The following is a 21,540-nucleotide window of genomic DNA, read 5'->3' on the forward strand; positions in this document are numbered from 1 at the left end:
TCACAAGCGGCGGGTTCTGGCCGCCTCACCCGTGCCGCCGCCTGTTCCGCCTGGCCCGTTCCTCTCGTAGTGCGCAGGTCGTCGGCCTGCGTCATTTGCCAAGAGAAGGAGTCGTCAGCATGACTGCGCTGACCTACACCGTCCTCACCGACCCGGCGTCCTTGGAGGCGTCCGTGGATGGGCGGTCTCCGTCCACGGGGACGGTGTATCTGATGGTCACCAACACCGAAAAGACGGTGCCCTGGTTGAGGATCGAGGTGAAGGTGCCGGTGGGTGACGGCGCCGGTGACCTCACCCGGGACATCAGTACGATCAAGCCGAAGGGCGAGTACACCGACACCCAGTCGGGCCCTCAGGCGGACACCCAGCCGGTGATCGTTCAGCCGCAGGGGACCAACGTCTTCCAGGTCACCCCGCAGAGCGGTCGCATAGAGGGTTTCGAGCCCGGTGACTACATATTGCTGACGCTGGAGAACGTCACCGTCGCCCCCAACGCCGGGGTGGCCGTGCTGATGGTGACCGAGACCACCAGAACCCCTAACGGGTGGCAGGTCAGCGATGCGGCGGTGCCGTTGGTGAAGGCCGCTCCGAAGGAGATTCCGCCGCCGCGGGACTTCCGTCCGGACAAGGCCATGCTGGACGCCGGAGACGGTCTCACGCTGAACTGGGACGGGTCCGACGACTTCAGGTACGAGATCCGGTTCCCCGGCGGGCAGGTGAACATCGCCCCGGGTAGGCATGACTGGTCGCCGGCCGAGGCCCCGAAGCGGGCTACCACCTACATTCTCGTCGCCACCGACCCCACCACCGGGCAGCAGCACTTCCTCACCACGACCGTTCAGGTGCGTTATCCCGTACTGGAGACGCTCACCGCCACCGTCGGCATCGACACCCCCTGGGTCCAGGGGACGGCGAACAAGGGGCGTGTCACCTTCACCGACAACGGGGTGGAGATCTTCAACAACTCCGGCGGGAAGGGGACCGTCGAGGCGGACAAGGCCCTCCTCAACGGTGTGAACACGGAGTGGGTCCAGGGGAGAGACTCCGACGACGGGAAGCTCACTTTCCCCAAGGATGGGATCAATGTCCGTCAGGGGAGTGGGGCGTGGGGGAACGTGCACGCCGACAAGGCCGACGTCAACGGTGTGAACACCGAGTGGGTGCAGGGGAGAAGCTCCGACGACGGGAAGCTCACTTTCCCCAAGGATGGGATCAATGTCCGTCAGGGGAGTGGGGCGTGGGGGAACGTGCACGCCGACAAGGCCGATCTCAACGGTGTGAACACGGAGTGGGTGCAGGGGAGAAGCTCCGACGACGGATGGATCAGCTTCCCCAAGGAAGGGCTGAACGTGTATCGGGCGGGCATCCACAAGTGGGGAACCGTGTTCTCCAAGCAGGGCCGGACGGCCTCAGGAAAGACCAGCCCCGGGCAGGGCTGGAGAGCCTACGCACCCGACTCCATCTGCATCGACGTCGACACCACCGCAGGCCAGTTCACCGGTAACCCCGTCTACCTCACCTCCATCGGAGGCGCCGGCGGCATGCAGTACGACCTGGTCGGCACCAGTGCCGTCTACGACATCACCGCCAACAAGTTCAGCGTCTACCTCAAATGGCGCGACGACCGCGAGCTGACTCCCGCCATGGCCCAGCAGTTCGGCTGGTACGTCAACTGGACCGGCTACGACGCTCCGTAGAGCGCGGCCGAGCGCGTTATAGGTATCAACGGGCGGCGGCGCTTGCGCGTCGTCGCCCGGCCCTGCGCCGGCAGGGCTGCATCAACCCAGGCTCACCGAGCGTGGCCGGCCAGGTCATGGGCTGGGCGCCGAACATGCCTGGTAGGTGGTGGCCGGCAGCTCGGACAGGTCCGGTTGCCGGTCGGCTGGTGCCGACCGAACGGCGCTCTCCAAGGCAGGGGCCATGTCCAGAGCATCGAGGAACGCGGCGGCGGCCGGAGAGGGGCGCAGGGAGCTCCAGATCAGGTGTTCCACCCGGGTGGGGGGATCACGGAGTTCGACGACGTGCACGTGAGGGAGTTCGGTGACGAAGGCGGCGGGCAGCAGGCCGATGCCCAGGCCGAGGCGGACGAGGCGCGCCATGAGGTCCGCGTTCGTCACCTCAAGGGCGACCTCGCGGCTGACGCCGGCGGCGGCGAACGCCTCGTCCGACTGAGCGCGTGCGGCCGTGCCGGCGGGAAAGTCGACGAACACCTCGCTGGACAGCCGGTGCAGGTCCACGTCGGCCTCGTCGGCCAGCGGGTGGCCGGGTGCGACCACCGCGACCAGTTCACCCTGTGCCAGGGCGCGGCCCCGGACGCCCTTCGGGCGCACGCTCGGCGGCAGGCCGAGGAACGCGATGTCCAGGGTGCCCTGCTGTACCCGTTCGGTCAGCTCGTCGCTCGACCCCACGCGCAGTGTGATCCGCACCTGCGGATGGCGGACCTGGAAGCTTTTCAGCGCGCTCGCCAGGTCGACCGCCGTGACGGTGGGGATGGTGCCGATGGCGAGCCTGCCGCGGAGCTCTCCGGAGGCCGCCGCGACCTCGGCGCGCGCCCGTTCGGCGGCGTCGAGTGCCTGCCGAGCGGCGGGCAGGAACGCTTCGCCGGCGGGGGTGAGGCTGACCCGGCGGCTGGTGCGGTCGAAGAGCCGGGCGCCCAGCTCGCGTTCCAGCCGGGCGATCTGGTGGCTCAGCGCGGACTGGACGACCCGGCAACGCTCGGCGGCACGGGTGAAGTTCGCCGTCTCGGCCACCGCTACCACGTAGCGCATCTGCTGTAGCTCCACAGATCCATCGTGTATCACGATCGCCACCTTGACAAATATGCGTTGGACTCATAGATCTACGTGTCCGAGGCTGAGTGGCATGACGAACGCAGTCGGGTCGGCCACACCGCGCCAGGCGTGCCACGCGCCGCTGAGCCGCGGGTTGCTCCTCCTGATGGCCGCGGCGACGGGGCTCTCGGTCGCCAACAACTACTTCGCCCAGCCGCTGCTGGACCTGCTCGGCCGGGAGCTTCGGCTCGGCGCCACGATGGCCGCACTGCTCGTCACGGCCGCGCAGGTCGGTTACGGGCTGGGGCTGATGCTGCTCGTCCCGCTCGGCGACCTGGTCGAACGCCGCCGGCTCGCCGTCCTGCTGTACGCGGCGACCGCGGTGTTCCTGCTGGTCTCGGCGACCGCGCCGAACGGGCCCATGCTGCTGGCCGGGACCGTGCTCACCGCGTTCACCTCGGTGGCGGCCCAGGTCGTGGTGCCGTACGCCGCCACGCTCGCGGCACCGGGGCGGCGCGGCCGGGTGATCGGCATGGTGATGACCGGCCTGATGCTGGGCGCCCTGCTGTCCCGCACGGTATCGCGCTGTTCCGCCACGAACCCGTGTTGCGGTGGCGGGCCGGCATCGCCGCCCTGTCGCTCGCGTCGTTCCAGGTGCTGTGGACGGCCGTGACCTTCCTGCTCGCCGGTCCTCGGTACGGCTGGTCCGAGGCGGCCATCGGGCTGCTCGGGCTGGTCGGCGCGGTGGGCACGGTGACCACGGTGGTGGCCGGCCGCCTGGCTGACCGCGGCCACGTGCAAGGGGTCACCGGGATCGGCACCGCCGCGCTGGCCGCGTCCTGGCTGCTGATCGGCGCGGCCGAGAGCTCCCGTGTCGCGGAAGCGGCCCCCTCTCTGACTGCCCGGCATCGGTCAGCTCGCCGAGGTTCGGCGGCAGGCCGTCAGCACGCCGTCAGTGCCGGCCGATGTCCGTTGCCTCGTCACCGGCCGCCGTCCCACCGGTCGCCGTCCCAGCGTCCGCCGTCCCACCGGTCGCCGTCCCACCGGTCGCCGTCCCACCGGTCGCCGTTCCAGCGATCGCCCCTCCAGCGGTCGCCGTCCCACTGGTCCGGGCGCCCGGGGTCCTCCTGACTGCTCGCGGCCGCCTTCGCGGGGCCGTGAGCCGACGTGGCCATGGAAGTGCCGGCCGGCCACAGTGCGAGCGTGCTGAGGGACACCGCCCCGAGCACCTGGAGTCGCTTGCTCTGCATGCTGTCTCCTCCCGATGAGGACTCGAAGCCCTCGAACGAGGACCCGGAATCCGAAACCGGTCACCCACGCATCTTCCCGACATGTCGCCCAGGATTCGCCTCATCTCTCCGTGCGGCAGCCGGTTGAGCTGGGTGTTTGCGTAACCGGGCGGTCTGGGCGGCGGAACCACCACGCAGTGTTGACCAGGCCGGGATCGGCACCGTGACCCGAACCGTCCGCCATTACCTCGACATGCGGAGAACTGGGGCCAACACGGTCCGTACGCGCTGTGCCAGCACGGTTCGTACGAGTTGTGCGGCCCGCTCGATGGAGGAGCCCCGGATGAAAAGGAGATCGGTCGACATCATGATCAGCGAAAAGGAGAGCAGCCCCATCAGCAGACCGATCCCGGCATGCATGCCCATCACCGCGACGAGTCCCACCCGCCTCGCGACGCTGTTCAACATCAGCAACGGGAACGTCAACTGGACGAAGACCGCGGCATAGGTGCCCAGCGTGACCAGGAGGGCGTTGTCGTAGATCAGCCGGCTCAGCCCCGGGAACGGCTGCACCTCCTCGATGCGGAGCGCGTAGTACAGCGCCGTCCCCTCCTGCCAGGCGCCTCCCTGAACCTTGAGCAGGCCGGTGTTCATGTACATGAGGCAGACCTGGATCAGTGTCGCGAGAAGCGCGGTGTTGTGCAGGACGGTGGCCACCCGCCGGCGCAGGCCGCCCGTCCCGGGATCGGGGGAGGCCGACAGCCTTGCCGCCCGCTTCGCGTCGAGCGACCAGCGGGCCGAGAGATCGGCGAACGACAGGTAGATCAGCACCAGCTGCATGACGTCGTCACCGCCGTCGAGCACCCATGGCTGGCGGTGCCGCCAGGACCACACCATGATCGCCAGCAGCGGGGTCACCCAACGTGTCCGCCAGCCCACCAGGAAGAGCGCGGCCAGGACGATGAACGCGTGGTAGAGCACCTCGAACTGGACCCCGGAGTCGGAGAGGGCGAACAGCGAGAACGTCCTGTCCTTCGCCAGGCTCTCCCTGAGCGGGCCGCTGGACAGGGGCGACTCCGGGCCCCACAGCAGGCGGCGGTCGCCGTAGTTGAGCAGGAGAAGGCCCAGCAGGATGAGGCCATAGCCGATACGCAGCAGGGCCAGGCCGTACACCCCGTAGCGAATGGTGCTGACCCGCTCCACCACGTCCAGGACACACCCGCGTATACGGCCGGGCATCCGTGGAAAGGCGGGCTCGTTCCTCACTCGTGCGCTTCTCTCCAGAGTTCAACCGCCTCTGCCGTCACGGGGGTCGCTTTCCACCACGCGAATTCGCTGTGGCTCGTCGTGTCGTCGGCGCTGTTCCGGTCCGCGAAGCGCGGATAGAAGTCAGTGGTGATTCGTACCTGGACCGCCGTCACCCCGTCGCCCCACCGCGCGCGTGCCGCCATCGTCGCGATCGCCGTCAGGTGGCGCACCGCCAGGGCCTGGAAGGCGGGGTCGGGGGGCTGCCGCGCCTCGGCGGCCTGCGCCTCGGCTTCGGCCTCCCCGCTCACGGCGGACGGTTGCACGCGGGCGTCCGCCATCATCTGACGACCGCCGCCCACCAGCCGGGCGATCCGCCGCGGGAGCGCGGTGCCACGGACTATGTCCAGTTGGGGCGCGGTGATGTCCAACCAGCCGGTCTGTCTCTCCGCGCCCCCGGAGTCCCGGACCTTCGCCCGGACCAGGACGCGGGAGTTGTAGTCGACCGGGTCGGGCGCGAAGAGTTCCCAGTTCTGCCGGAAATAGGGATTGATGTAGCCCTCGACGACCGGAGCGCTCATCGCGGAGATCGCATTCCGGGGCGCGACGAAGAGGAACACCGCCACGAAGTGAAAGACCAGAAAAAGCGCGCACCCCAGGTACGTCAAGAGGACGACCCAGCGCTTCCAGCCGGACAACGCGGCATCCGGGCCCCCGGGAGCGGACGCCCCCGTGAGCGGAGGCCGTTCAGCCATGGCCCACGTTCATGAAGTCACCGTCTCCCTCCGGGCCGTCGGGCGGGCGTGGTCCCGCCACCCGGCCCGCGTACCGTCCCCGCTCGGGCACCACGATGTCGTTACCCGGACCGATCCCAAGGAGAGAGCACATCTCCACAAAGCATCACGAAGGATCGCCTGTTCGCGGCGTGACGCGGCTTGTCGCCAGGGCGATGAGCGGGGCGGGCCGCCATGCGGATCCGGTCCGCTCACCGCCGCCGGAGCCGGTCAGGTCAGGTCACCATGATGGCGGGTGTCTCGGTGACCTGGTTCACCTCGCCGAACAGTCCGCGCAGGATCTGCAGGATGTTGCCGGACAGGGCGGCTGAGGCGACCGGGTCGAGGATCTCGGCCAGCGACGGGATGCCCAGGTCGAAGGCGGCGGTGAAGGTGACCGTGCTCCCCCCGGTGGCCGGCTCGACCAGCCACGTCCCCTCGAAGGTCATGAAGTCCCCGCTGACCTGGGTGAACGAGATCGACCTCGTGCCCGGATCGAAGGTGTCCCGCTCGGTCCACCTGAGCAGGCCGTTGCGGAAACTCACCGTCCAGTCCGACAGGTGGGTGTGCGCGTCTTCCTGGGGGTGCACGACGACCTCGTGCACGGTGGCGGTGAGCTCGGGGTAGCGGGCGAAGTCGCCGACTCTGAGGTAGGCGTCGCCGGGGTCGGCGTCCCGGACGAGGACCTTCACGGTGACATGGCGCATGGTGAACGAACTCCGGTTTCGTGGTGGTAGGGCTAGGCGCGGGACACGACCGCGCGCAGGGCGCTGTCGAACGCCTCGTGGAAGAACGCGAGGTCGCTCTCCTCCAGTACGGCGGGCGGGGTGAGACGGAGCACACGGGAGGCGTTGAGCGAGTGGTTCACCAGGACCCCGCGTGCGAGGAGGTCCAGGACCAGTTCCCCGACGTCGGCCTGGGTGGCGAACTCCAGCCCGATGAGCAGGCCGCGGCCCCTGACCTCGGTGACCCGGCCGGGTGCGTGCCGTTCGCAGGTCCGCCGCACCTCGGCGAGCAGCCGAGCGCCGATCTTCGCCGCCCGGTGTACCAGGTCCTCCTCCTGCAGCACCTGGATGGTGGCCAGCGCGGCGGCGCAGGCCAGCGGCGAGCCGCCGAAGGTGGAGGAGTGCAGGAACGGGTCCCGGCCGAAGGGCTCGTAGACGTCGGCGCGGGCGACCATCGCCGCCACCGGCACGACGCCTCCGCTGAGGCCCTTCCCGGTCAGCAGCATGTCCGGGACGACCCCCTCGTCCTCGACGCCCCACCACGAGCCGAGCCTGCCGAGCCCGGTCTGGATCTCGTCCACGACCAGGAGCGCGCCGTACTCGGCGCACGCGTCGGCGACCGCGCGCAGGTAGCCCCGCGGCGGGACGACCACGCCGCCCTCGCCCTGCACCGGTTCCAGCACCACGCAGGCCCGGCCCGGCCGCTCGGCGAGCGCCGCGCGCAGTTCCGCCGCGTCGCCGTACCCGACGTGCGTGGTCTCGGTCAGCAGCGGCGCGAACGGCTGCTGGTAGAGCGGGTTGGCGGTGACGCTGAGCGCGCCGATCGTCTTGCCGTGGAACCCGGAACGGGCCGAGACCAGGGCGGTTCTGCCGTGCGCCCGGGCCAGTTTGATCGCGGTCTCGGTGGCCTCGGTGCCCGAGTTGACGAAGTGCACGTAGTCCAGGCCGGGCGGGGTGACGGCGGCGAGCGCCTCCGCGGCGCGGGCGGTGACCGGTTCGGCGAACACGCGGGTGGCCAGCGGGTGCAGGTCGAGCTGCCGGTGTACGGCTTCGATCACCCGCGGGTGGCGGTGGCCCAGGATGAAGACACCGTATCCACCGAAGTCGAGGAACCGCCTGCCTCCGGCGGCGGTCACCCAGACGCCGTTCGACGCCGTCTCGACGATGTCGCCGAGCAGCCTGCTCAGCGCGGCCCGCCCGGTGCTCAGGTGCCGCCGGTAGAGCTCGATGGTCTCGTCCGGGGCCGTGACCTGGGCCATCAGGCCACCGCCCCGTTGCGTGCGGCGGTCGCGGCCACCAGGACGCCCTGCCGGTGCGCCCAGTACTCCACCGACCTGATGAACGCCTCGCGCAGCCCGGCCCGGTCACGTGCCAGGCCGGGGCCGATCTTGTCGAGCGTGCTCGGCAGCGCGGTCTCGCCCTGGAAGAGCAGCATCAGCTCGGTGAACACCTTGAACCGGCGGCGCTGGGCGTGCGAGGCGACCTCGGCGAGCAGCGGCATCAGCAGCCGGTCCACCGACTCGGCCGGGACCATCCGCGGGCGGTCGGGGCGCAGGCCGAACCGGTGGGCCACGGCCACGCAGCCGTCCACCATCTCGATCAGCGGGAGCGCGCTCTCCCCGGCGGTGAGCCAGTGCTCCTCGCCGGTCTGCCCGGCCCGGACCAGCATCCCGACCGCCCGGGCGGCGACATCCTGCGGAACGCAGTCGATCAGCGAATCGGGGGCCGCGGGCACCACCGGCACGGCGTTGAGCACGATCGACCCGGCCACCTTGTGCAGCCCCTGGAACGCGCTGATGTGACCGTCCGCCGTGTCGCCGATGATGATCGACGGCCGGACGATGGTGGCGGGCAGGCCGCTGTCCCGCACCGCCCGCTCCGCGGCGATCTTGGAGGCGATGTAGGCGGCCGGACCGCCCGGCCCCTGGTCAGGCGATTCGCCGGCATCCGGCGGCCGGGCCACGAAGGCGGTGCTCACGTGGTATTACGGCACCGCCGCCCGCGCGGCGAACGCGAGCATCCGCCGGGTGCCGCCCAGGTTGGTGGCGAAGATCGCGGCCCGCTTCGCCTGCCAGCCGGTGGCCGCCGCCGAGTGCACGATCAGATCGACCCTGCGGCCCAGCTCGGCCACCTGGTCCGGCGCGAGTCCCAGATCGTCCCGGCCGAGGTCGCCGACGACCTCGGTCACCCGCTGGTCGTTGAGGGGTTTCCGGTGCCGCAGGCAGACGAGGTCGAAGTCGCCCGCCAACTCATCGATGAGGGCCTGCCCCATGACACCGCTTCCGCCGGTGAGCAGAAGCGTGCCGTTCTTGCCGCTCATGATCGTCCTTTCTCTGGTTCGGCCGGGATCGACGGGTCCCGGAGCGCGGATGGCAGGAAGCGGCGCAGGATCGCGCGGGCCAGCGGGTTCAGGTGTGCCACGGCATGGGTGCGGGAGACCAGTCGCGCGCCCATCTCGAGTTTCGGCGTGTAGTGCGTCTGGGTGAGGTTGACGCTCGCGCAGCCCCGGGAGATCGCCAGTTCGATCGCCCGGTAGTGCAGGTTGTGGTAGACGAAGGCGTTCGGCGCCGCCGCGTAGTCCAGGCCCACCCGGAGGGCGACCAGTTCCGCGTCAGTGATCATGCACAGCAGGAAGCCGGCCAGCCGGTCCCCGTCGTGGCAGGTCACCGTGACGGTGTCGGGGGCGGCGGCGAGGTCGGCCAGCAGCCGTGCCGTCCAGACGTCGAGCCGGTGGTCGGCCCGGTCCAGTACGTGCTGGTAGAGGGGGAGCATCTGGTCGGTGAGGTGGCCGAAGTCGGTCGTCACCGCCAGCCGCAGGTTTGGGTGTGCCGCGAATTTGCGGATCTTGTGGCGGGCGTTGCGCCGGGGCTTGGCGGGCAGGCCCGCCAGGTACTCCTCGAAGGAGGAGCAGGTGAGCGTGATGATCGCGTCCGGCAGGCCGGCGACGTCGAAGAAGCCGTGTTCCCGGAGGGCTGGACGGAGGTCGTCGAGCCCGGTGTCGGCGAAGTCCTTGAAGATGACGCAGCGGGTGCCCTCCTGCCGCGCGTGGCTCATCACGGCGGACACGGCTGCGGCGGCGGCGGACTCGGCGCCGGGCTCGGCGAGCAGCCGTCCTTCGCCGATCAGGTTGCCGCAGAAGGTCACGTGCAGGCGGAGCAGGGCGGGGAACAGCGTGCGGATAGGCGCGAGCAGCCACTCCGGGGTGTCCCCGGCGATCTGGTCGAGCCGCATGGCGCGATAGGTGCAGGTGGGCAGGATGGCGACGACACGCTCGCCGTCGCGGATCACGACGTAGGCGTAGGTGTCCGGGCCTATCCCGCCCTCTTCCATGGCGCGGAAGAAGGACCGGGTCCAGATCGGGTCCCCGGCGGGGGCCAGCCGTGCCCAGTCCGGTTCCGGATGCCGGTGACCCCGGGCACGATCTCGGCCGTGTACGGCGGGTGCGGGCTCACCGCGTACTCCGCCGGTCGCGGGCGGTCGGCGACGCTCACGGCTCGCCCGCGTCCTGGCCGGGAACCGGCTGCCCGGTGTCGTTCTTCCAGTCTTTCCAGGGAATGGCTTGATTTCTGCCCGGCGACCCCGTGGGGGCGGCAGCCGAAAGTCCGACAACAGTGAACATCTGTTACCTTCGCGTGAGCGTTGAATCCATGGGAAACTCGCCCAGCAGAAAGCTCACTCCGCCGATATCCGGATGTGATGGCATGCCGCTGGGAGCGCGCATCGAGGGACTGGCCTGCCCGGTCGGATTTTCGGTCGTCCGCCGGTGTTAATCGAATGAGTTCGTCAGGCGCGAGTGCTGCGCTGACTGAACGGCCGACTAGTGAACGCGGTTCAGTCTCTCCGCGAGGATGGGAATCTGTCAACTACCGCTTTCATAAGAAAGCGCGATTGACGCCGAAACGCAGGTTGTGGATGATGACGTTCTCCAGATATTTGAAGTCCCGTCTTCCGCCGGCCGCTCACCCGGCGATGGATCGTTCCTTCGGAATCGCCGCCGTGTGCTCTTCGATGTTAGGACGGCGGGCTTGGAGCGTACTTGTCGCCGGCGCCTGCGGTTCACGTGCGCGGTTCCGCCCCGGGCCGGATGGCCGCCGGAGCCTGGCCGGTCGGCCGCTGTACGGCGCCGGGCCGCGCGGCCGTACCCAGCGGAATCGGTTTAATCCGGGTGTGTCACCGATCGCCTACCTGCGGCAGCGGGATGTCGAGTCGGAAATATCCTCTTCTTGTCCTTATGAGGACACAGAAAGTCCTTCGTTCCCTTGTCGCACTCAGGTTGGGTAGAGCGGGGTGTGCCCTTCGCCAAGGAAGTGGGCGACGGGCCGGCGGCTTTTATGGTCTCGGGAAGGCGCGTATTTCGGCTCGGGAAGCGGTGTGTCACCTCTTGCGCCAAGAGTTCGTCACTATGCGTTCGACGGCACGTTCCGTGCGCCGAGAAGCAGCGGGGGAGGATCTGAGTAGTCCGCCCGGCCATATCTCGAAATAGATAGTGCTGGATACTACTTTCCATTTCCGGGGCGAGGCGTCAAAGGGGCGGCAGTGCCTCGCTGTAAAGCCATGCCGAGAAGAATTCGTCCAGCGATTCGGGGGTGTAGCGGGCGGCCAGGTCGGTCAGCATGCCGGTCGTGACGACCCCGTGGCTGTAGGCGTCGGTCCAGACGCGCAGCATCGACATGAACGCCGGACCCCCGAGCGCGCGGCGCAGGGCGTGGAGAGTGAGGGCGCCGCGCTTGTAGACGCGGTCGTCGAACAACCGTTTCGCCCCGGGATCGGCGAGGACGAAGCCGCCCGGGCGCGCGGCGAGCCTGCCGTGCCATCGCCTGGCGTGGGCCTCGGCGGACTCGCCGCCCGAAGCCTCCGACCACAGCCACTCCGCGTAGGTCGCGAACCCCTCGTGCAGCCAGATGTCCCGCCAGTGCGCGAGCGTCAGGCTGTTGCCGAACCACTGGTGGGCCAGCTCGTGCGCGACCAGCCGCTCGCTGCCGCGACGCCCGTCCATGTGGTTGGCCCCGAAGACCGACATCCCCTGCGCCTCGACGGGGATCTCCAGCTCGTCCTCGGTGACGACCACGGTGTACGAGGGGTAGGGGTACGGGCCGAACAGGTCGCCGAACACCCGCATCATCTGGTCCTGGCGGCCGAGGTCGTGCCGCGCCCTGGCCGTCAGCGCGGCGGGGGCGGCGAGCCGCTGCGGCACCTCCCCCGGCAGTGAGGCGAGTTCGTAGCGGCCGATCTGCACGCTCGCGAGGTACGCGGCGGTCGGCTCGGCCTGCCGGTAGAACCAGGTCGTCCGCGAGCCGGACCGTCTGGTCGAGACCAGCGAGCCGTTGCAGACAACCGTGTACGGCGAGGCCGTCGTCACCGCGATGTCGTAGGACGCCTTGTCGGAGGGCCGGTCGTTGCACGGGAACCACGAGGACGCGCCGATCGGCTGGCTCGCGACGATCACCCCGTCGTCGAGCTGCTCCCAGCCCAGCCCGCCCCAGGGGCTCGGCACCGGCCTGGGGTTGCCCGCGTATCCCACCTCGACGGTGAAGGTCCTGCCCTCCGGCAGCCACGCCGCGGGGGTGACGCGCAGCTTCTCGCCGCGGTGCGCGAAGCGGGCGCGCGCGCCGTCCACGAGCACGTTGCCGACGCGGAACGGACCGAGGTCGAGGACCACCTGTCTGAGCGGCTCGGTCGCGACCGCCGTCAGGCGTGCCGTACCGGCGAGCCGGTTGGGGACCGGGCGGTAGTCCAGCGCCAGATCGTAGTGCCTGACCTGGTAGCCCTGGTCGCCCCGCTCGGGAAAGTAGCGGGTGCCCACGGTCACTGTCCTCCCCTCGACGCCGTTCACGCGGCGGTGCGCCAGGCCGCGACCGGGTTGCCGTACCAGCGGGTCCGCGCGGGAATCGAATCGCCGCGCATCACCAGGGACGCGGGGCCGATCGTGGTGTTGCTCCCCACCGTGGCCGCGGGGAGCACCACCCCGTGCGGGCCGAGCGTGGAACCTTCCGCCAGCTCAACAGTATCGACGCTCATGATCCGGTCGTGGAACAGGTGGGTCTGGAGCACGCAGCCCCGGTTCACCGAGGTGCCGTCGCCCAGGCTGACCAGGTCGACCTCCGGCAGCCAGTACGTCTCGCACCACACGCCGCGGCCGATGCCGGCGCCCAGTGCGCGCAGCCACACGTTGAGCGGCGCGGTGCCCAGCCACGGCGTCGCGAACCACGGCGCGGCCAGCACCTCGATGAAGTTGTCCGCCAGCTCGTTACGCCACACGAACGAGCTCCACAGCGGCCGGTCACCCGCGGCGATCCGACCGAGCAACGCCCATTTGGCCGCGACCGCGACGGCGCCCGCCACGATGCCCGCACCCGCGAACACGAGCCCGCCGAGCAGCGCGGCGACGGCGAACCCGGCCCCCGCGAGCCACATGATCGCCGCCGCGGCCAGCACGCCGACGGCGACCGTCGCCATCGCCGGGACCAGGCGGCACAGCTCGACCAGCGCGCGGATCACCCGCAGCCGCCGAGGCGGGTCGTAGGTGCGGTCCGTGTCGGCGAGCTGGGCCACCCGGCGCAGTTTCACCGGCGGCATCCCCAGGTAGGACGTTCCCGCCTTGGCCTTCTTCGGCGTGGCCGACAGGACCCCGACCAACCCGTCCTTGGGCACCTTGCGTCCGGGCGCGGTCATGCCCGAGTTGCCGACGAAGGCCCGTTTGCCGATCCGCGCGTGGTCCACGCGCATCCGCCCGCCGGCCAGCTCGTACGGCGCGATCATGGTGTCGTCGGCGAGGAACGCGCCGTCGCCCACGCTGGTCATCTTCGGCAGTGCGAGCACCGTGGACAGCTCGGCGTGCCGTCCCACCTTCATGCCGAGCGCGCGCAGCCACGGCGGCGTGAACAGGCTGGCGTACAACGGGAACAGCCACACCCGTGCCATCGCCATCAGCCGCTCGGTCGCCCATGCCTGCCAGGCGGGACGGCTGTGCACGGGGTGGTCCCCCGCGCGCAGGCCGATGCCGAGCAGGCGTACCAGCGCCAGCAGGAGCAGGGCCATGGCGGTCATCGACGCGAGGGTGGCGACGGGCACGGCGAGAAGGGCGGGGCCGAGTGCCGCGCCCAGGGTGGCGCTGCCGCGTACGGCGGCGCCGAGCACGGCCAGCCCGGGGAGCGCGGCGGCCAGCGGGACCAGGCTGAGCAGCAGAGCCGACGCGCCGTAGACGATCGTCCAGCGGCGCAGGCGGGGCGGGCGGGGGGCGGGCAGGGTGGCGCGGCCCTGCCGCGTCGCGGGGGCGCCCGCCCAGCGCTCGCCGGCCGGGACCGGTCCGCTGACCGAGGAGCCGGGGGCGATCCGGGCGTTCTTGCCGATCCTCGTGCCGGGGAGCAGGGTCGAGCGGGCGCCGACGCCGGCCCCCGCCCCGACTCTGATCTCGCCGACATGGAGCCGGTCACCGTCCAGCCAGTGGCCGGTCAGATCGACCTCGGGCTCGATCGAAGCCCCCTTGCCGAGCCGGAGCATGCCGGTGACCGGCGGCACCGTGTGCAGGTCGGTGTTCTGGCCGACCTGCGCCCCCAGCGCCCTGGCGTAGTGGGTGATCCACGGCGCGGCCGACAGCCCGGCCACGCCGAGCACGGCGGTGAGCCGCTCGGCGAACCAGATCCGCAGGTGGATCGAGCCGCCGCGCGGGTACGTGCCCGGCCGCAGGCCGCGCAGCAGCAGCCGCGCCGAACCGGCGGCGAGGGCGAGGCGGCCGAACGGGGTCACGAACAGCAGGATCCCGGCGACCACCCACCACCAGGAGACCGCCGGCGTCCAGGGCAGCGCGAGGAGGTTGCCCGCGGCTGCCACGCCGACCACCCAGGGCATCGCGCGGACCGTCAGCAGCGGCACCATGAGGGCGGTCTGCAGCAGCGACGCGCGGCGCGGCATCGGTGTCACCCGGCGGTCGTGCGCCGCGGGCGTGCCCAGCTCCTCCAGGCGGCCGGCGAGCCCGCGCAGGGTCGGGTGGTCGTACAGGTCGGCGACCGCGATGGCGGGGTAGCGGGTGCGCAGTGCGGACACCAGGCGTGCGGCTGCCAGGCTGGTGCCCCCGGCGGTGAAGAAGTCGGCTCCGGGGCCGGCCGCCCGTTCGCCGAGGATCTCCTGCCATCGCTCGGCCAGCCAGCGTTCGGTCTCGCCGAGTTCCGCCTCTTCGGTGTCGTCCGTCTCGACCTCGATCGGCCAGGGCAGCGCGTCCCTGTCGATCTTTCCCGAGGTCTTGGTGGGCAACTCCGCCACGACGGCCAGGCGCGGCACGAGCGCCGCCGGCAGCGTCCGGGCCAGTCGCTCACGCGCCGGCCCCGGGTCGAACCGCGTGTCGCCCGGCATGACGTATCCGACCAGGAGCTGATGACCGCCCGCGGTGGTCCGCACGGCGGCGGCGGCGCCCGCGACCCCGGGCAGCGCGCGCAGCGCCGTGTCCACCTCGCCGAGCTCGATGCGGCGCCCCCCGAGCTTGATCTGGTCGTCGGCGCGGCCAACGAATATCAGGCCCTGCGGGTCGGCGACGACCAGGTCGCCGCTGCGGTAGGCGCGCTCCCAGCCGAGGGCGGGGAGGGGCGCGTACTTCTCGCCGTCCTTGACGGGATCGAGGTAGCGGGCAAGGCCGACGCCGCCGATGACCAGCTCGCCGGTCTCGCCCATGGCGACGGGCTCACCGCCGGGACCGACCACGGCGAGGTCCCAGCCATGCAGCGGCAGGCCGATGCGGACCGGGCCGGGCCCGCCCAGCGGCGCGGCGCAGGCCACCACGGTGGCCTCGGTCGGGCCGTAGGTGTTCCACACCTCGCGCCCGGGGACGCTGAGGCGTCCGGCCAGTTCGGGAGGGCACGGCTCCCCGCCGAAGATCAGCAGCCGCACGTCGTCGAGGGCCTCCGGCGGCCACAGGGCCGCCAGGGTCGGCACGGTGGAGACGACCGTGATGCCGTGTTCGACCAGCCACGGGCCGAGGTCCATGCCCATGCGGACGAGGGCGCGCGGGGCCGGGACCAGGCAGCCGCCATGCCGCCAGGCCAGCCACATCTCCTCGCAGGAGGCGTCGAAGGCGACCGACAGCCCGGCGAGCACGCGGTCGCCGGGACCGATGGGGCGCTCGCGCAGGAACAGCCGGGCCTCGGCGTCCACGAACGCGGCGGCGCTGCGGTGGGTGACCGCGACCCCCTTGGGCCTGCCGGTGGACCCGGAGGTGAAGATGATCCACGCGTCGTCATCCGGGCCCGGCGGTCCCATGTCGGCCCGTGCCGTACGGCGGCTGGTGAGCAGGTGGCCCTCGCCGATCACGGCACACACGTCCGCCTCGCCGAAGACGACCTCGGCGCGCTCGTCCGGGTCGTCGGCGTCCACCGGCACGTACGCGGCGCCGGCGGCCAGCGTGGCGAGGATCGCGACATAGAGGTCGGCGGTACCCGAAGGGATGCGGATGCCCACCCGTTCGCCGGGCCCCACCCCGGCCCCCCGCAGCGTCGCCGCCAGGGCGGCGACCCCGGTGCCGAGCTCCGCGTAGGTCAGCCTGGTCCGGCCGTCATCGACGGCCGGCGCGCCCGGATGCAGCCGGGTCGTCTGCTCCAGGATGTCCAGGAGGGTACGGGTGGACGATGCTCGCCCATCGGACAGAAAGACGGCGTCAGGCCGCAAAGCTCACCCCAAGCGTCAACGAGGCGGCCCCGGGTCGACCTGACCGGTGCTTCCCCCTGGAAGATCAGGGACCTCGGAGGCGGGCCGCCGTGACGCTCTGCGCCACTTTTTACATGAACATCTTCCGAACAAGCATATATTTCCTTGCCGAGCGAACTCGCGTTTGCTAAAGACGCCCGTCCCGACGTCTCGCGGGTGCCCCACGGGGTCAGAGCAGCCCGTCGACCAGTGCCTCGACCACCTCGTCGGTGGGGGTGCCGGGGTCGATGGGGACGGTGAGGCGGTCGAAGAGCAGGCCGTCGACGGCGTAGTGGAACAGCGCGATCTCCGCCGGGCCGCCGGGCAGACCGGCGGCCTCGTTGTAGGCGACGTCGGCGCGGAAGCCGTCCAGGAGGACGCCCCGCATCAGGTCCGCGACCTCGGGGCGCCGCGCCGCCTCCAGCCGCAGCTCGAACCACGCCAGCGTGACCTCCGGGTGGGCGCTCAGCCTGCGGATGATGTCGCGCAGGTGGCGGGCGAACGACGCGCGGTCGGGCGGATGGGAGGCGAGCTCGGCGAGCACCTCCGGATCCGGGGCGAGGCGTTCGCCGATCCGGGCGACCAGGCCCTCCAGCAGCTCGGCGCGGGAGCGGAAGTAGTTGGACGTGGTGCCGGTCGGGGCGCCGCACTCGGCGTCGACGGCGCGGTGGGTGAGACCGCGCGAGCCCTCGCGTGCCAGCACCGCGATGCCGGCGTCCGCCAGCTTCGCCCGTCGTTCCGCGTTGCGTGCCACGGCATCGAGGCTAGTACAACCACGACCGATGTAGTACATTCCCTTCAACCACTACAACTGCTGTGAATGGAGTCGGGGATGCGAGAGCTCACCTACTACGTCGCGGTCTCGCTCGACGGCCGGATCTCGGGCCCCGGCGACGACTACTCGGCGTTCCCGGTCGAGGGCGACCACATCGAGATGATCAAGCGGGAGTACCGCGACACCCTGCCGGAGGTGGGGCTGCGGATGCTCGGCCTCACCGCCGACGGGTCGCGGTTCGACACGACGCTGATGGGCTGGAACACGTACGCCGCGGGCTTCACACACACCCGCGACCCGTACCCGCACACCCGCCAGTACGTCTTCTCGCGCACCCGCGGCCCGGACGACGTCCCCGGCGGCATCACACTGACCGGCGAGGATCCGGTGGACGTCGTCCGGCGGCTCAAGAAGGAGGAGGGCACCGGCATCTGGCTCTGCGGCGGCTCCCTGCTGGCCGGCGCCCTCGCCGAAGAGATCGACAGGCTGGTCCTCAAGGTCAACCCGACCGTCCTCCAGGAAGGCACCCCCCTCTTCGCCGCCCCCTACGCCCCCCACACCTTCCGTCTCGAACGCAGCACGCCGTACCGGTCCGGCGTCGTGGTCAACGAGTACGTGCGGGGATAGCCCGCTGCCCGGCGGCGGCGGACGTGCTCGCGGAGGCGGTCAGACGGTGGCGAGGGCTTCGGCCGGGGTGAGGCGGGCGGCGCGGCGGGCGGGGTAGAGGCCGGCGAGGGCGCCTATGGCGACGGCGGCCAGCACGCCGCCGGTGATGGCCTGGACGGGCAGCGCCAGGGGCCAGCCCTGGGACGCGGCGTAACCCAGGCAGCCGGCCAGCCCGGCGGCTACCCCGGCCAGGCCGCCGAGCGCGGAGAGGGTGACCGACTCGGTGAGGAACTGCAGCCGGATCTGGCCGCGGGTCGCCCCCAGCGACCGGCGCAGCCCGATCTCCTGGCGGCGTTCCAGTACCGAGATCACCATGATGTTGGCGATGCCGACCCCGCCGGCCAGCAACGCGACCGCGCCCAGCCCGAAGAACAACGCGTTGAAGGCGCGGCCGGCGGCGGCCTCGGCGGTCAGCGCGTCCGACGGGCGGCTGACCTTCACCTCCTCCGGATGCTCGGGGTTGACGGTGTAGGTCAGCCTGTCCCGGACGAACTGCACGGTCTCGTCGGTGGACCGCTCGTACAGCGTGGTGGCGTACCCGTCGAAGCCCAGCTCGGCGGCGTAGGACCAGCCGATCAGCGCCGACCGGTCGATCTCCGGGGCGAGCCTGACCGGGTCGAGGATCCCGATCACCGGGAACCACCGGCCGGAGATGTAGACGTGCTCGCCGGCCCGTTCTACGCCCAGCCGGGCCGACGCGGCCGAGCCGAGCACCACCGCCGGATACCTGCTGGTGGCGGCGTTGAGGAACGCCCCGGACCGGACCCTGCCGCCCAGCGCCTCCAGCAGGTCGGTCCGGGTGGCCTGCACGGCGACGCCGCCGGTCCTCGACGTGGGGATCCTGTCCGTACGGCGCACGGTGGCGTCCGGCACCAGCCCGACCGCCGTCACCCCGAGCACCCCGGGAATCCTGGCCACCATGTCCTCCGCGGCGGAGGGCAACCTGGCCTCCTCGCCGAGCAGCGTCGTGCCGGACTCCACGGTGAGCAGGTTGGTGCCCAGCCGCCGGATCTCCTCCATCAGCCCGGCCATGCTGATCGTGCTGATCCCCACCAGCCCGACCATGGCGGCGACCCCGATGGCGATGCCGAGCGCGGACAGCACGGCGCGCAGCGGCCGGCCGCGCAGCCCTTCCAGGCCGACCTTCGCGAGGTCGCCCGCGCGCAGCCGTACCGGTTCCGGGAGTTCGGTCATGTGAGCGCCTCCGTGTCCACCGTCCGGAGGTCGGCGTGGATCCGGCCGTCCCGGACCTCCAGCCGCCGGGGCAGCCGGGCCGCGACCTCCATGTCATGAGTGATGATCACTACCGCGGTGCCGTCCCGGTTCAGCTCGGTCAGCAGGTCCAGCACGCCGGCGCCGGACGTCGAGTCCAGGTTGCCGGTCGGTTCGTCGGCCAGCAGCAGCGGCGGATCACCCACCACGGCCCGCGCGATCGCGACCCGCTGCCTCTCGCCGCCGGAAAGCTGGTGCGGCCGATGGGCCAGGCGGTGGCCGAGCCCCACCCGTTCGAGCGCGGCCCGGGCGAGCCGGCGCCGCCCGCGCGGCGGCACCCCGTGGTAGAGCAGTCCGGTGGCGACGTCGTCCAGCGCCGTCAGGTGCGGGGTGAGGAAGAACTGCTGGAACACGAACCCGATCCACCGGGCCCGTACCGCCGCCAGCCGCCGATCGGGCAGTTTCGCGACGTCGTGCCCCTGGATGAGGACCCGGCCGGAGGTCGGCGCGTCCAGCGTCCCCATGAGATGGAGCAGGCTCGACTTACCCGACCCCGACGGGCCGACGATCGCCACCAGTTCCCCGGGGTGGACGGCGAGCGACACCTCGCGTACCGCTCGTACCCCGCCGGGATAGTCCTTGGTGACGTTCGCCAGCTGGATGACCGGCGTCCGGTTCCCGGCGGTCACGAGCGTGGCACCTGCACGTTCATCCCCGGGGTGAGGGCGCCGCGCACCTCGACCCGGTCCCCGTCGAAGATGCCGAGTTCGACCGGGACGGAGCGGGTGGCCCCGGCGGAGTCCACCACCTTCACCGAATAGTCGCCCTCGGCCGAGGCCAGCAGCGCGTTGATCGGCACGGCCAGCACCTTCTCGTGCACGGTGCTGGAGAACCCGACCGTGACGGGCGCGCCGTCGAGCCCTCCGGCGCTGCTCGACCTGTCCAGGGTGATGTGGACCGGGATGGTGGCGTTCTCGGTGCCCTCTCCGGTCTGGGAGCGGGCGTTGGTGGCGCCGGCGGTGGCGACCGAGCCGACCGAGGTGATCCGCCCGGTGGCGGTCCGCTCGCCGGGCAGGGTGATCCGGACCGCGGCTCCCTTGCCGGCGATGTCCTGGTCGTTGACCGGCAGGTGCACCGTGACCACCCGTTCGGTGCCGCCGGCGGTCAGGATGACGCCGTCGGCACGGGCGCCGGGGACGGCGTTGAGCTCGGTCACCCGGAGCGGGCCCGGCTGCACCACCGCCGCGTCCATCCCCAGCACGCCGGTCCGGGGGACGTTCAGGTCGTCCTGCCAGTCCATGACGGCCCGCGCGGTCGCCCAGGTGAAGGCGCGGTCCACGGTCATGTCGTCGCCGTAGCCGAGCGCGTCGAGGTTCCGCTCCAGTTGCAGCACGTCGCGTCCGGACATCCCCTGCCGCAGGTCCCGCCAGAACGGCGTCGCCCCGTAGAACAGCGGGACGGCGTGGCCGTCCACCCCGTACACCCGTTCGCCGCGCCGGATCACGTCGCCGGGGTCCGGCAGCCACGTGATCCGCCCGCCGCCGCCCAGCACGGTGAAGTCACCGGCGTATCCGAGGGTGCCGTCCACGTCCCGCACGTCGACCATGTCGGTGCGGACCACCGGAGCCGTCGGCAGCGCGGGACCGGACGGCGGCGGCGGGCTCTCAACGCCCCGCAGGACGTACATCCCGCCGGCCAGACCGGCCACCAGCAGCGCGACCCCGCCCAGCAGCAGCCCGCGGCGCCGCCGTGGCCGCAGGATGTCGCCGGGCGGGGCCTTCCGCTCCGTGGACACCCCGATCCCGGAATGCAGCATGACCAGCCTCCCGCCGATCGACGTCATGGCGGCCAGCCTGGACCCCGGCCGGTTTCTCCGAGGTGACCGCAACCGTTAACCGGCGCCTTATCGGCGGGCCCCGGACGGTGTAAGGGATCGGTTAACGCCGGTGGTCACCGTGCCGAAACCGGGCGGCGCTCATGCTGGCGGCATGAGAAGACGCTGTCTTGCCGTGGCGGCCCTGACCGTCGTCACGCTCGGACTCACCGGGTGCGCCGACGAGCAGACGGGACGCAAGCCGCTGTCGCAGGACGAATACGACAGGGCGCTGCGGTACGCCCAATGCATGGAGAAGCACGGCATCGAGGTGCCTATCCCCAATCCAAGCGGAGGGCCTCCCCTCGGGGGTGCGAGGACGGCCGACCCCCATGACCCGAAGCAGGCGGCCGGCCGGGCCGCCTGCGAGCGGCTGGCGCCGCCGATCATGGCCGACAGGGAGCCGCCCCAGGAACTGGTGGAGCACGCCCTGAGGATGGCGGAATGCCTGCGCGAGCGGGGGATCGACGCCAAGGACCCCAGACCGGGCAAGGTCGAGCTCAGCGTCGAAGAGCGCCCGGGAGACACCCCGGAGAAGCTCAGAGCGGCTTTCACCGTGTGCGGTGAGGAATTCCCCGCCCCGCGGGAGTGATCCCCCT

At 71.3% G+C, this 21,540-nt stretch carries 17 protein-coding genes and 2 pseudogenes; 5 read left to right on the forward strand and 14 right to left on the reverse strand.

Annotated elements, in window-relative coordinates:
• The first annotated feature begins 119 nt into the window (after window positions 1–119).
• Window positions 120–1,697 carry a hypothetical protein gene (locus tag QSK26_RS25800; RefSeq protein ID WP_285777833.1) on the forward strand — a complete coding sequence of 526 codons (1,578 nt, stop codon included), beginning with the start codon at window positions 120–122 and terminating at the stop codon, window positions 1,695–1,697.
• 114 nt (window positions 1,698–1,811) lie between these two features.
• Here QSK26_RS25800 and QSK26_RS25805 read toward each other — a convergent pair whose 3' ends face one another.
• Complete coding sequence (locus QSK26_RS25805) at window positions 1,812–2,783, reverse strand: LysR family transcriptional regulator (RefSeq protein WP_285777834.1); 972 nt, start codon at window positions 2,781–2,783, stop codon at window positions 1,812–1,814.
• 79 nt (window positions 2,784–2,862) lie between these two features.
• Here QSK26_RS25805 and QSK26_RS25810 point away from each other — a divergent pair, with 79 nt between their 5' ends.
• Window positions 2,863–3,444: an MFS transporter gene (locus QSK26_RS25810; protein ID WP_285777835.1), complete on the forward strand. Its 582-nt coding sequence runs from the start codon at window positions 2,863–2,865 to the stop codon at window positions 3,442–3,444.
• Window positions 3,357–3,578: pseudogene (locus QSK26_RS41880) on the forward strand (MFS transporter); the annotation flags it as partial. The gene QSK26_RS25810 and the pseudogene QSK26_RS41880, both read left to right, overlap by 88 nt.
• A 173-nt stretch (window positions 3,579–3,751) precedes the next feature.
• Here QSK26_RS41880 and QSK26_RS25815 read toward each other — a convergent pair.
• The 10 genes and pseudogenes from QSK26_RS25815 to QSK26_RS25860 all read right to left on the reverse strand — a co-directional run bounded on the left by QSK26_RS25815 (window position 3,752) and on the right by QSK26_RS25860 (window position 17,169).
• Window positions 3,752–4,021, reverse strand: coding sequence for a hypothetical protein (locus QSK26_RS25815; RefSeq protein ID WP_285777836.1), 270 nt, complete (start codon window positions 4,019–4,021; stop codon window positions 3,752–3,754).
• Window positions 4,022–4,243: 222 nt separating this feature from the next.
• Window positions 4,244–5,266: an HTTM domain-containing protein gene (locus QSK26_RS25820; RefSeq protein WP_285777837.1), complete on the reverse strand. Its 1,023-nt coding sequence runs from the start codon at window positions 5,264–5,266 to the stop codon at window positions 4,244–4,246.
• Complete coding sequence (locus QSK26_RS25825; RefSeq protein WP_285777838.1) at window positions 5,263–5,943, reverse strand: DUF5819 family protein; 681 nt, start codon at window positions 5,941–5,943, stop codon at window positions 5,263–5,265. Before QSK26_RS25825 ends, QSK26_RS25820 begins: the two co-directional genes overlap by 4 nt.
• Window positions 5,944–6,254: 311 nt before the next feature.
• Window positions 6,255–6,725, reverse strand: a complete 471-nt coding sequence (locus QSK26_RS25830; protein WP_285777839.1) for an aromatase/cyclase — start codon at window positions 6,723–6,725, stop codon at window positions 6,255–6,257.
• A 32-nt stretch (window positions 6,726–6,757) separates the two neighbouring features.
• Window positions 6,758–8,002: an aspartate aminotransferase family protein gene (locus QSK26_RS25835; RefSeq protein ID WP_285777840.1), complete on the reverse strand. Its 1,245-nt coding sequence runs from the start codon at window positions 8,000–8,002 to the stop codon at window positions 6,758–6,760.
• Window positions 8,002–9,063: pseudogene (locus tag QSK26_RS25840) on the reverse strand (SDR family oxidoreductase). Before QSK26_RS25840 ends, QSK26_RS25835 begins: the two are co-directional and overlap by 1 nt.
• Entirely contained in the window at window positions 9,060–10,073 is a 1,014-nt protein-coding gene (locus QSK26_RS25845) for a GNAT family N-acetyltransferase (protein WP_285777841.1), read from the reverse strand. Before QSK26_RS25845 ends, QSK26_RS25840 begins: the two are co-directional and overlap by 4 nt.
• A gap of 1,192 nt (window positions 10,074–11,265) precedes the next feature.
• The gene (locus QSK26_RS25850; protein WP_285777842.1) at window positions 11,266–12,552 is read right to left on the reverse strand and encodes a M1 family metallopeptidase; all 1,287 of its coding nucleotides are present in this window, start codon (window positions 12,550–12,552) and stop codon (window positions 11,266–11,268) included.
• 20 nt (window positions 12,553–12,572) lie between these two features.
• The gene (locus tag QSK26_RS25855) at window positions 12,573–16,397 is read right to left on the reverse strand and encodes a Pls/PosA family non-ribosomal peptide synthetase (RefSeq protein ID WP_285777843.1); all 3,825 of its coding nucleotides are present in this window, start codon (window positions 16,395–16,397) and stop codon (window positions 12,573–12,575) included.
• A gap of 208 nt (window positions 16,398–16,605) precedes the next feature.
• The gene (locus QSK26_RS25860) at window positions 16,606–17,169 is read right to left on the reverse strand and encodes a TetR/AcrR family transcriptional regulator (protein WP_285777844.1); all 564 of its coding nucleotides are present in this window, start codon (window positions 17,167–17,169) and stop codon (window positions 16,606–16,608) included.
• A gap of 78 nt (window positions 17,170–17,247) precedes the next feature.
• Here QSK26_RS25860 and QSK26_RS25865 point away from each other — a divergent pair, with 78 nt between their 5' ends.
• Window positions 17,248–17,817: a dihydrofolate reductase family protein gene (locus QSK26_RS25865; RefSeq protein ID WP_285777845.1), complete on the forward strand. Its 570-nt coding sequence runs from the start codon at window positions 17,248–17,250 to the stop codon at window positions 17,815–17,817.
• 39 nt (window positions 17,818–17,856) lie between these two features.
• Here QSK26_RS25865 and QSK26_RS25870 read toward each other — a convergent pair whose 3' ends face one another.
• The 3 genes from QSK26_RS25870 to QSK26_RS25880 are packed head-to-tail and all read right to left on the reverse strand — an operon-like array spanning window position 17,857 to window position 20,911.
• Window positions 17,857–19,050, reverse strand: coding sequence for an ABC transporter permease (locus QSK26_RS25870; protein ID WP_285777846.1), 1,194 nt, complete (start codon window positions 19,048–19,050; stop codon window positions 17,857–17,859).
• Window positions 19,047–19,757: an ABC transporter ATP-binding protein gene (locus QSK26_RS25875; protein WP_285777847.1), complete on the reverse strand. Its 711-nt coding sequence runs from the start codon at window positions 19,755–19,757 to the stop codon at window positions 19,047–19,049. Before QSK26_RS25875 ends, QSK26_RS25870 begins: the two co-directional genes overlap by 4 nt.
• Window positions 19,754–20,911: a peptidoglycan-binding protein gene (locus QSK26_RS25880; protein WP_285777848.1), complete on the reverse strand. Its 1,158-nt coding sequence runs from the start codon at window positions 20,909–20,911 to the stop codon at window positions 19,754–19,756. The genes QSK26_RS25875 and QSK26_RS25880 overlap by 4 nt, the downstream gene beginning before the upstream one ends.
• A 145-nt stretch (window positions 20,912–21,056) precedes the next feature.
• Between QSK26_RS25880 and QSK26_RS25885 the strand changes: the two genes are divergently transcribed.
• On the forward strand, window positions 21,057–21,533 hold the full coding sequence (locus QSK26_RS25885; RefSeq protein ID WP_285777849.1) for a hypothetical protein: 477 nt from the start codon (window positions 21,057–21,059) through the stop codon (window positions 21,531–21,533).
• The last annotated feature ends 7 nt before the right edge of the window (window positions 21,534–21,540 follow it).

This window comes from Microtetraspora sp. NBRC 13810, assembly GCF_030268685.1.
Classification (GTDB): domain Bacteria; phylum Actinomycetota; class Actinomycetes; order Streptosporangiales; family Streptosporangiaceae; genus BSRQ01.

Excerpts from the sequence above, each read along its gene's own strand:
- QSK26_RS25830 (WP_285777839.1), bottom strand. The coding sequence starts at position 6,725 with ATGCGCCATGTCACCGTGAAGGTCCTCGTCCGGGACGCCGACCCCGGC.
- QSK26_RS25885 (WP_285777849.1), top strand. The coding sequence starts at position 21,057 with ATGAGAAGACGCTGTCTTGCCGTGGCGGCCCTGACCGTCGTCACGCTC.
- QSK26_RS25880 (WP_285777848.1), bottom strand. The coding sequence starts at position 20,911 with ATGACGTCGATCGGCGGGAGGCTGGTCATGCTGCATTCCGGGATCGGG.
- QSK26_RS25800 (WP_285777833.1), top strand. The coding sequence starts at position 120 with ATGACTGCGCTGACCTACACCGTCCTCACCGACCCGGCGTCCTTGGAG.
- QSK26_RS25865 (WP_285777845.1), top strand. The coding sequence starts at position 17,248 with ATGCGAGAGCTCACCTACTACGTCGCGGTCTCGCTCGACGGCCGGATC.
- QSK26_RS25835 (WP_285777840.1), bottom strand. The coding sequence starts at position 8,002 with ATGGCCCAGGTCACGGCCCCGGACGAGACCATCGAGCTCTACCGGCGG.
- QSK26_RS25870 (WP_285777846.1), bottom strand. The coding sequence starts at position 19,050 with ATGACCGAACTCCCGGAACCGGTACGGCTGCGCGCGGGCGACCTCGCG.
- QSK26_RS25810 (WP_285777835.1), top strand. The coding sequence starts at position 2,863 with ATGACGAACGCAGTCGGGTCGGCCACACCGCGCCAGGCGTGCCACGCG.
- QSK26_RS25815 (WP_285777836.1), bottom strand. The coding sequence starts at position 4,021 with ATGCAGAGCAAGCGACTCCAGGTGCTCGGGGCGGTGTCCCTCAGCACG.
- QSK26_RS25845 (WP_285777841.1), bottom strand. The coding sequence starts at position 10,073 with ATGGAAGAGGGCGGGATAGGCCCGGACACCTACGCCTACGTCGTGATC.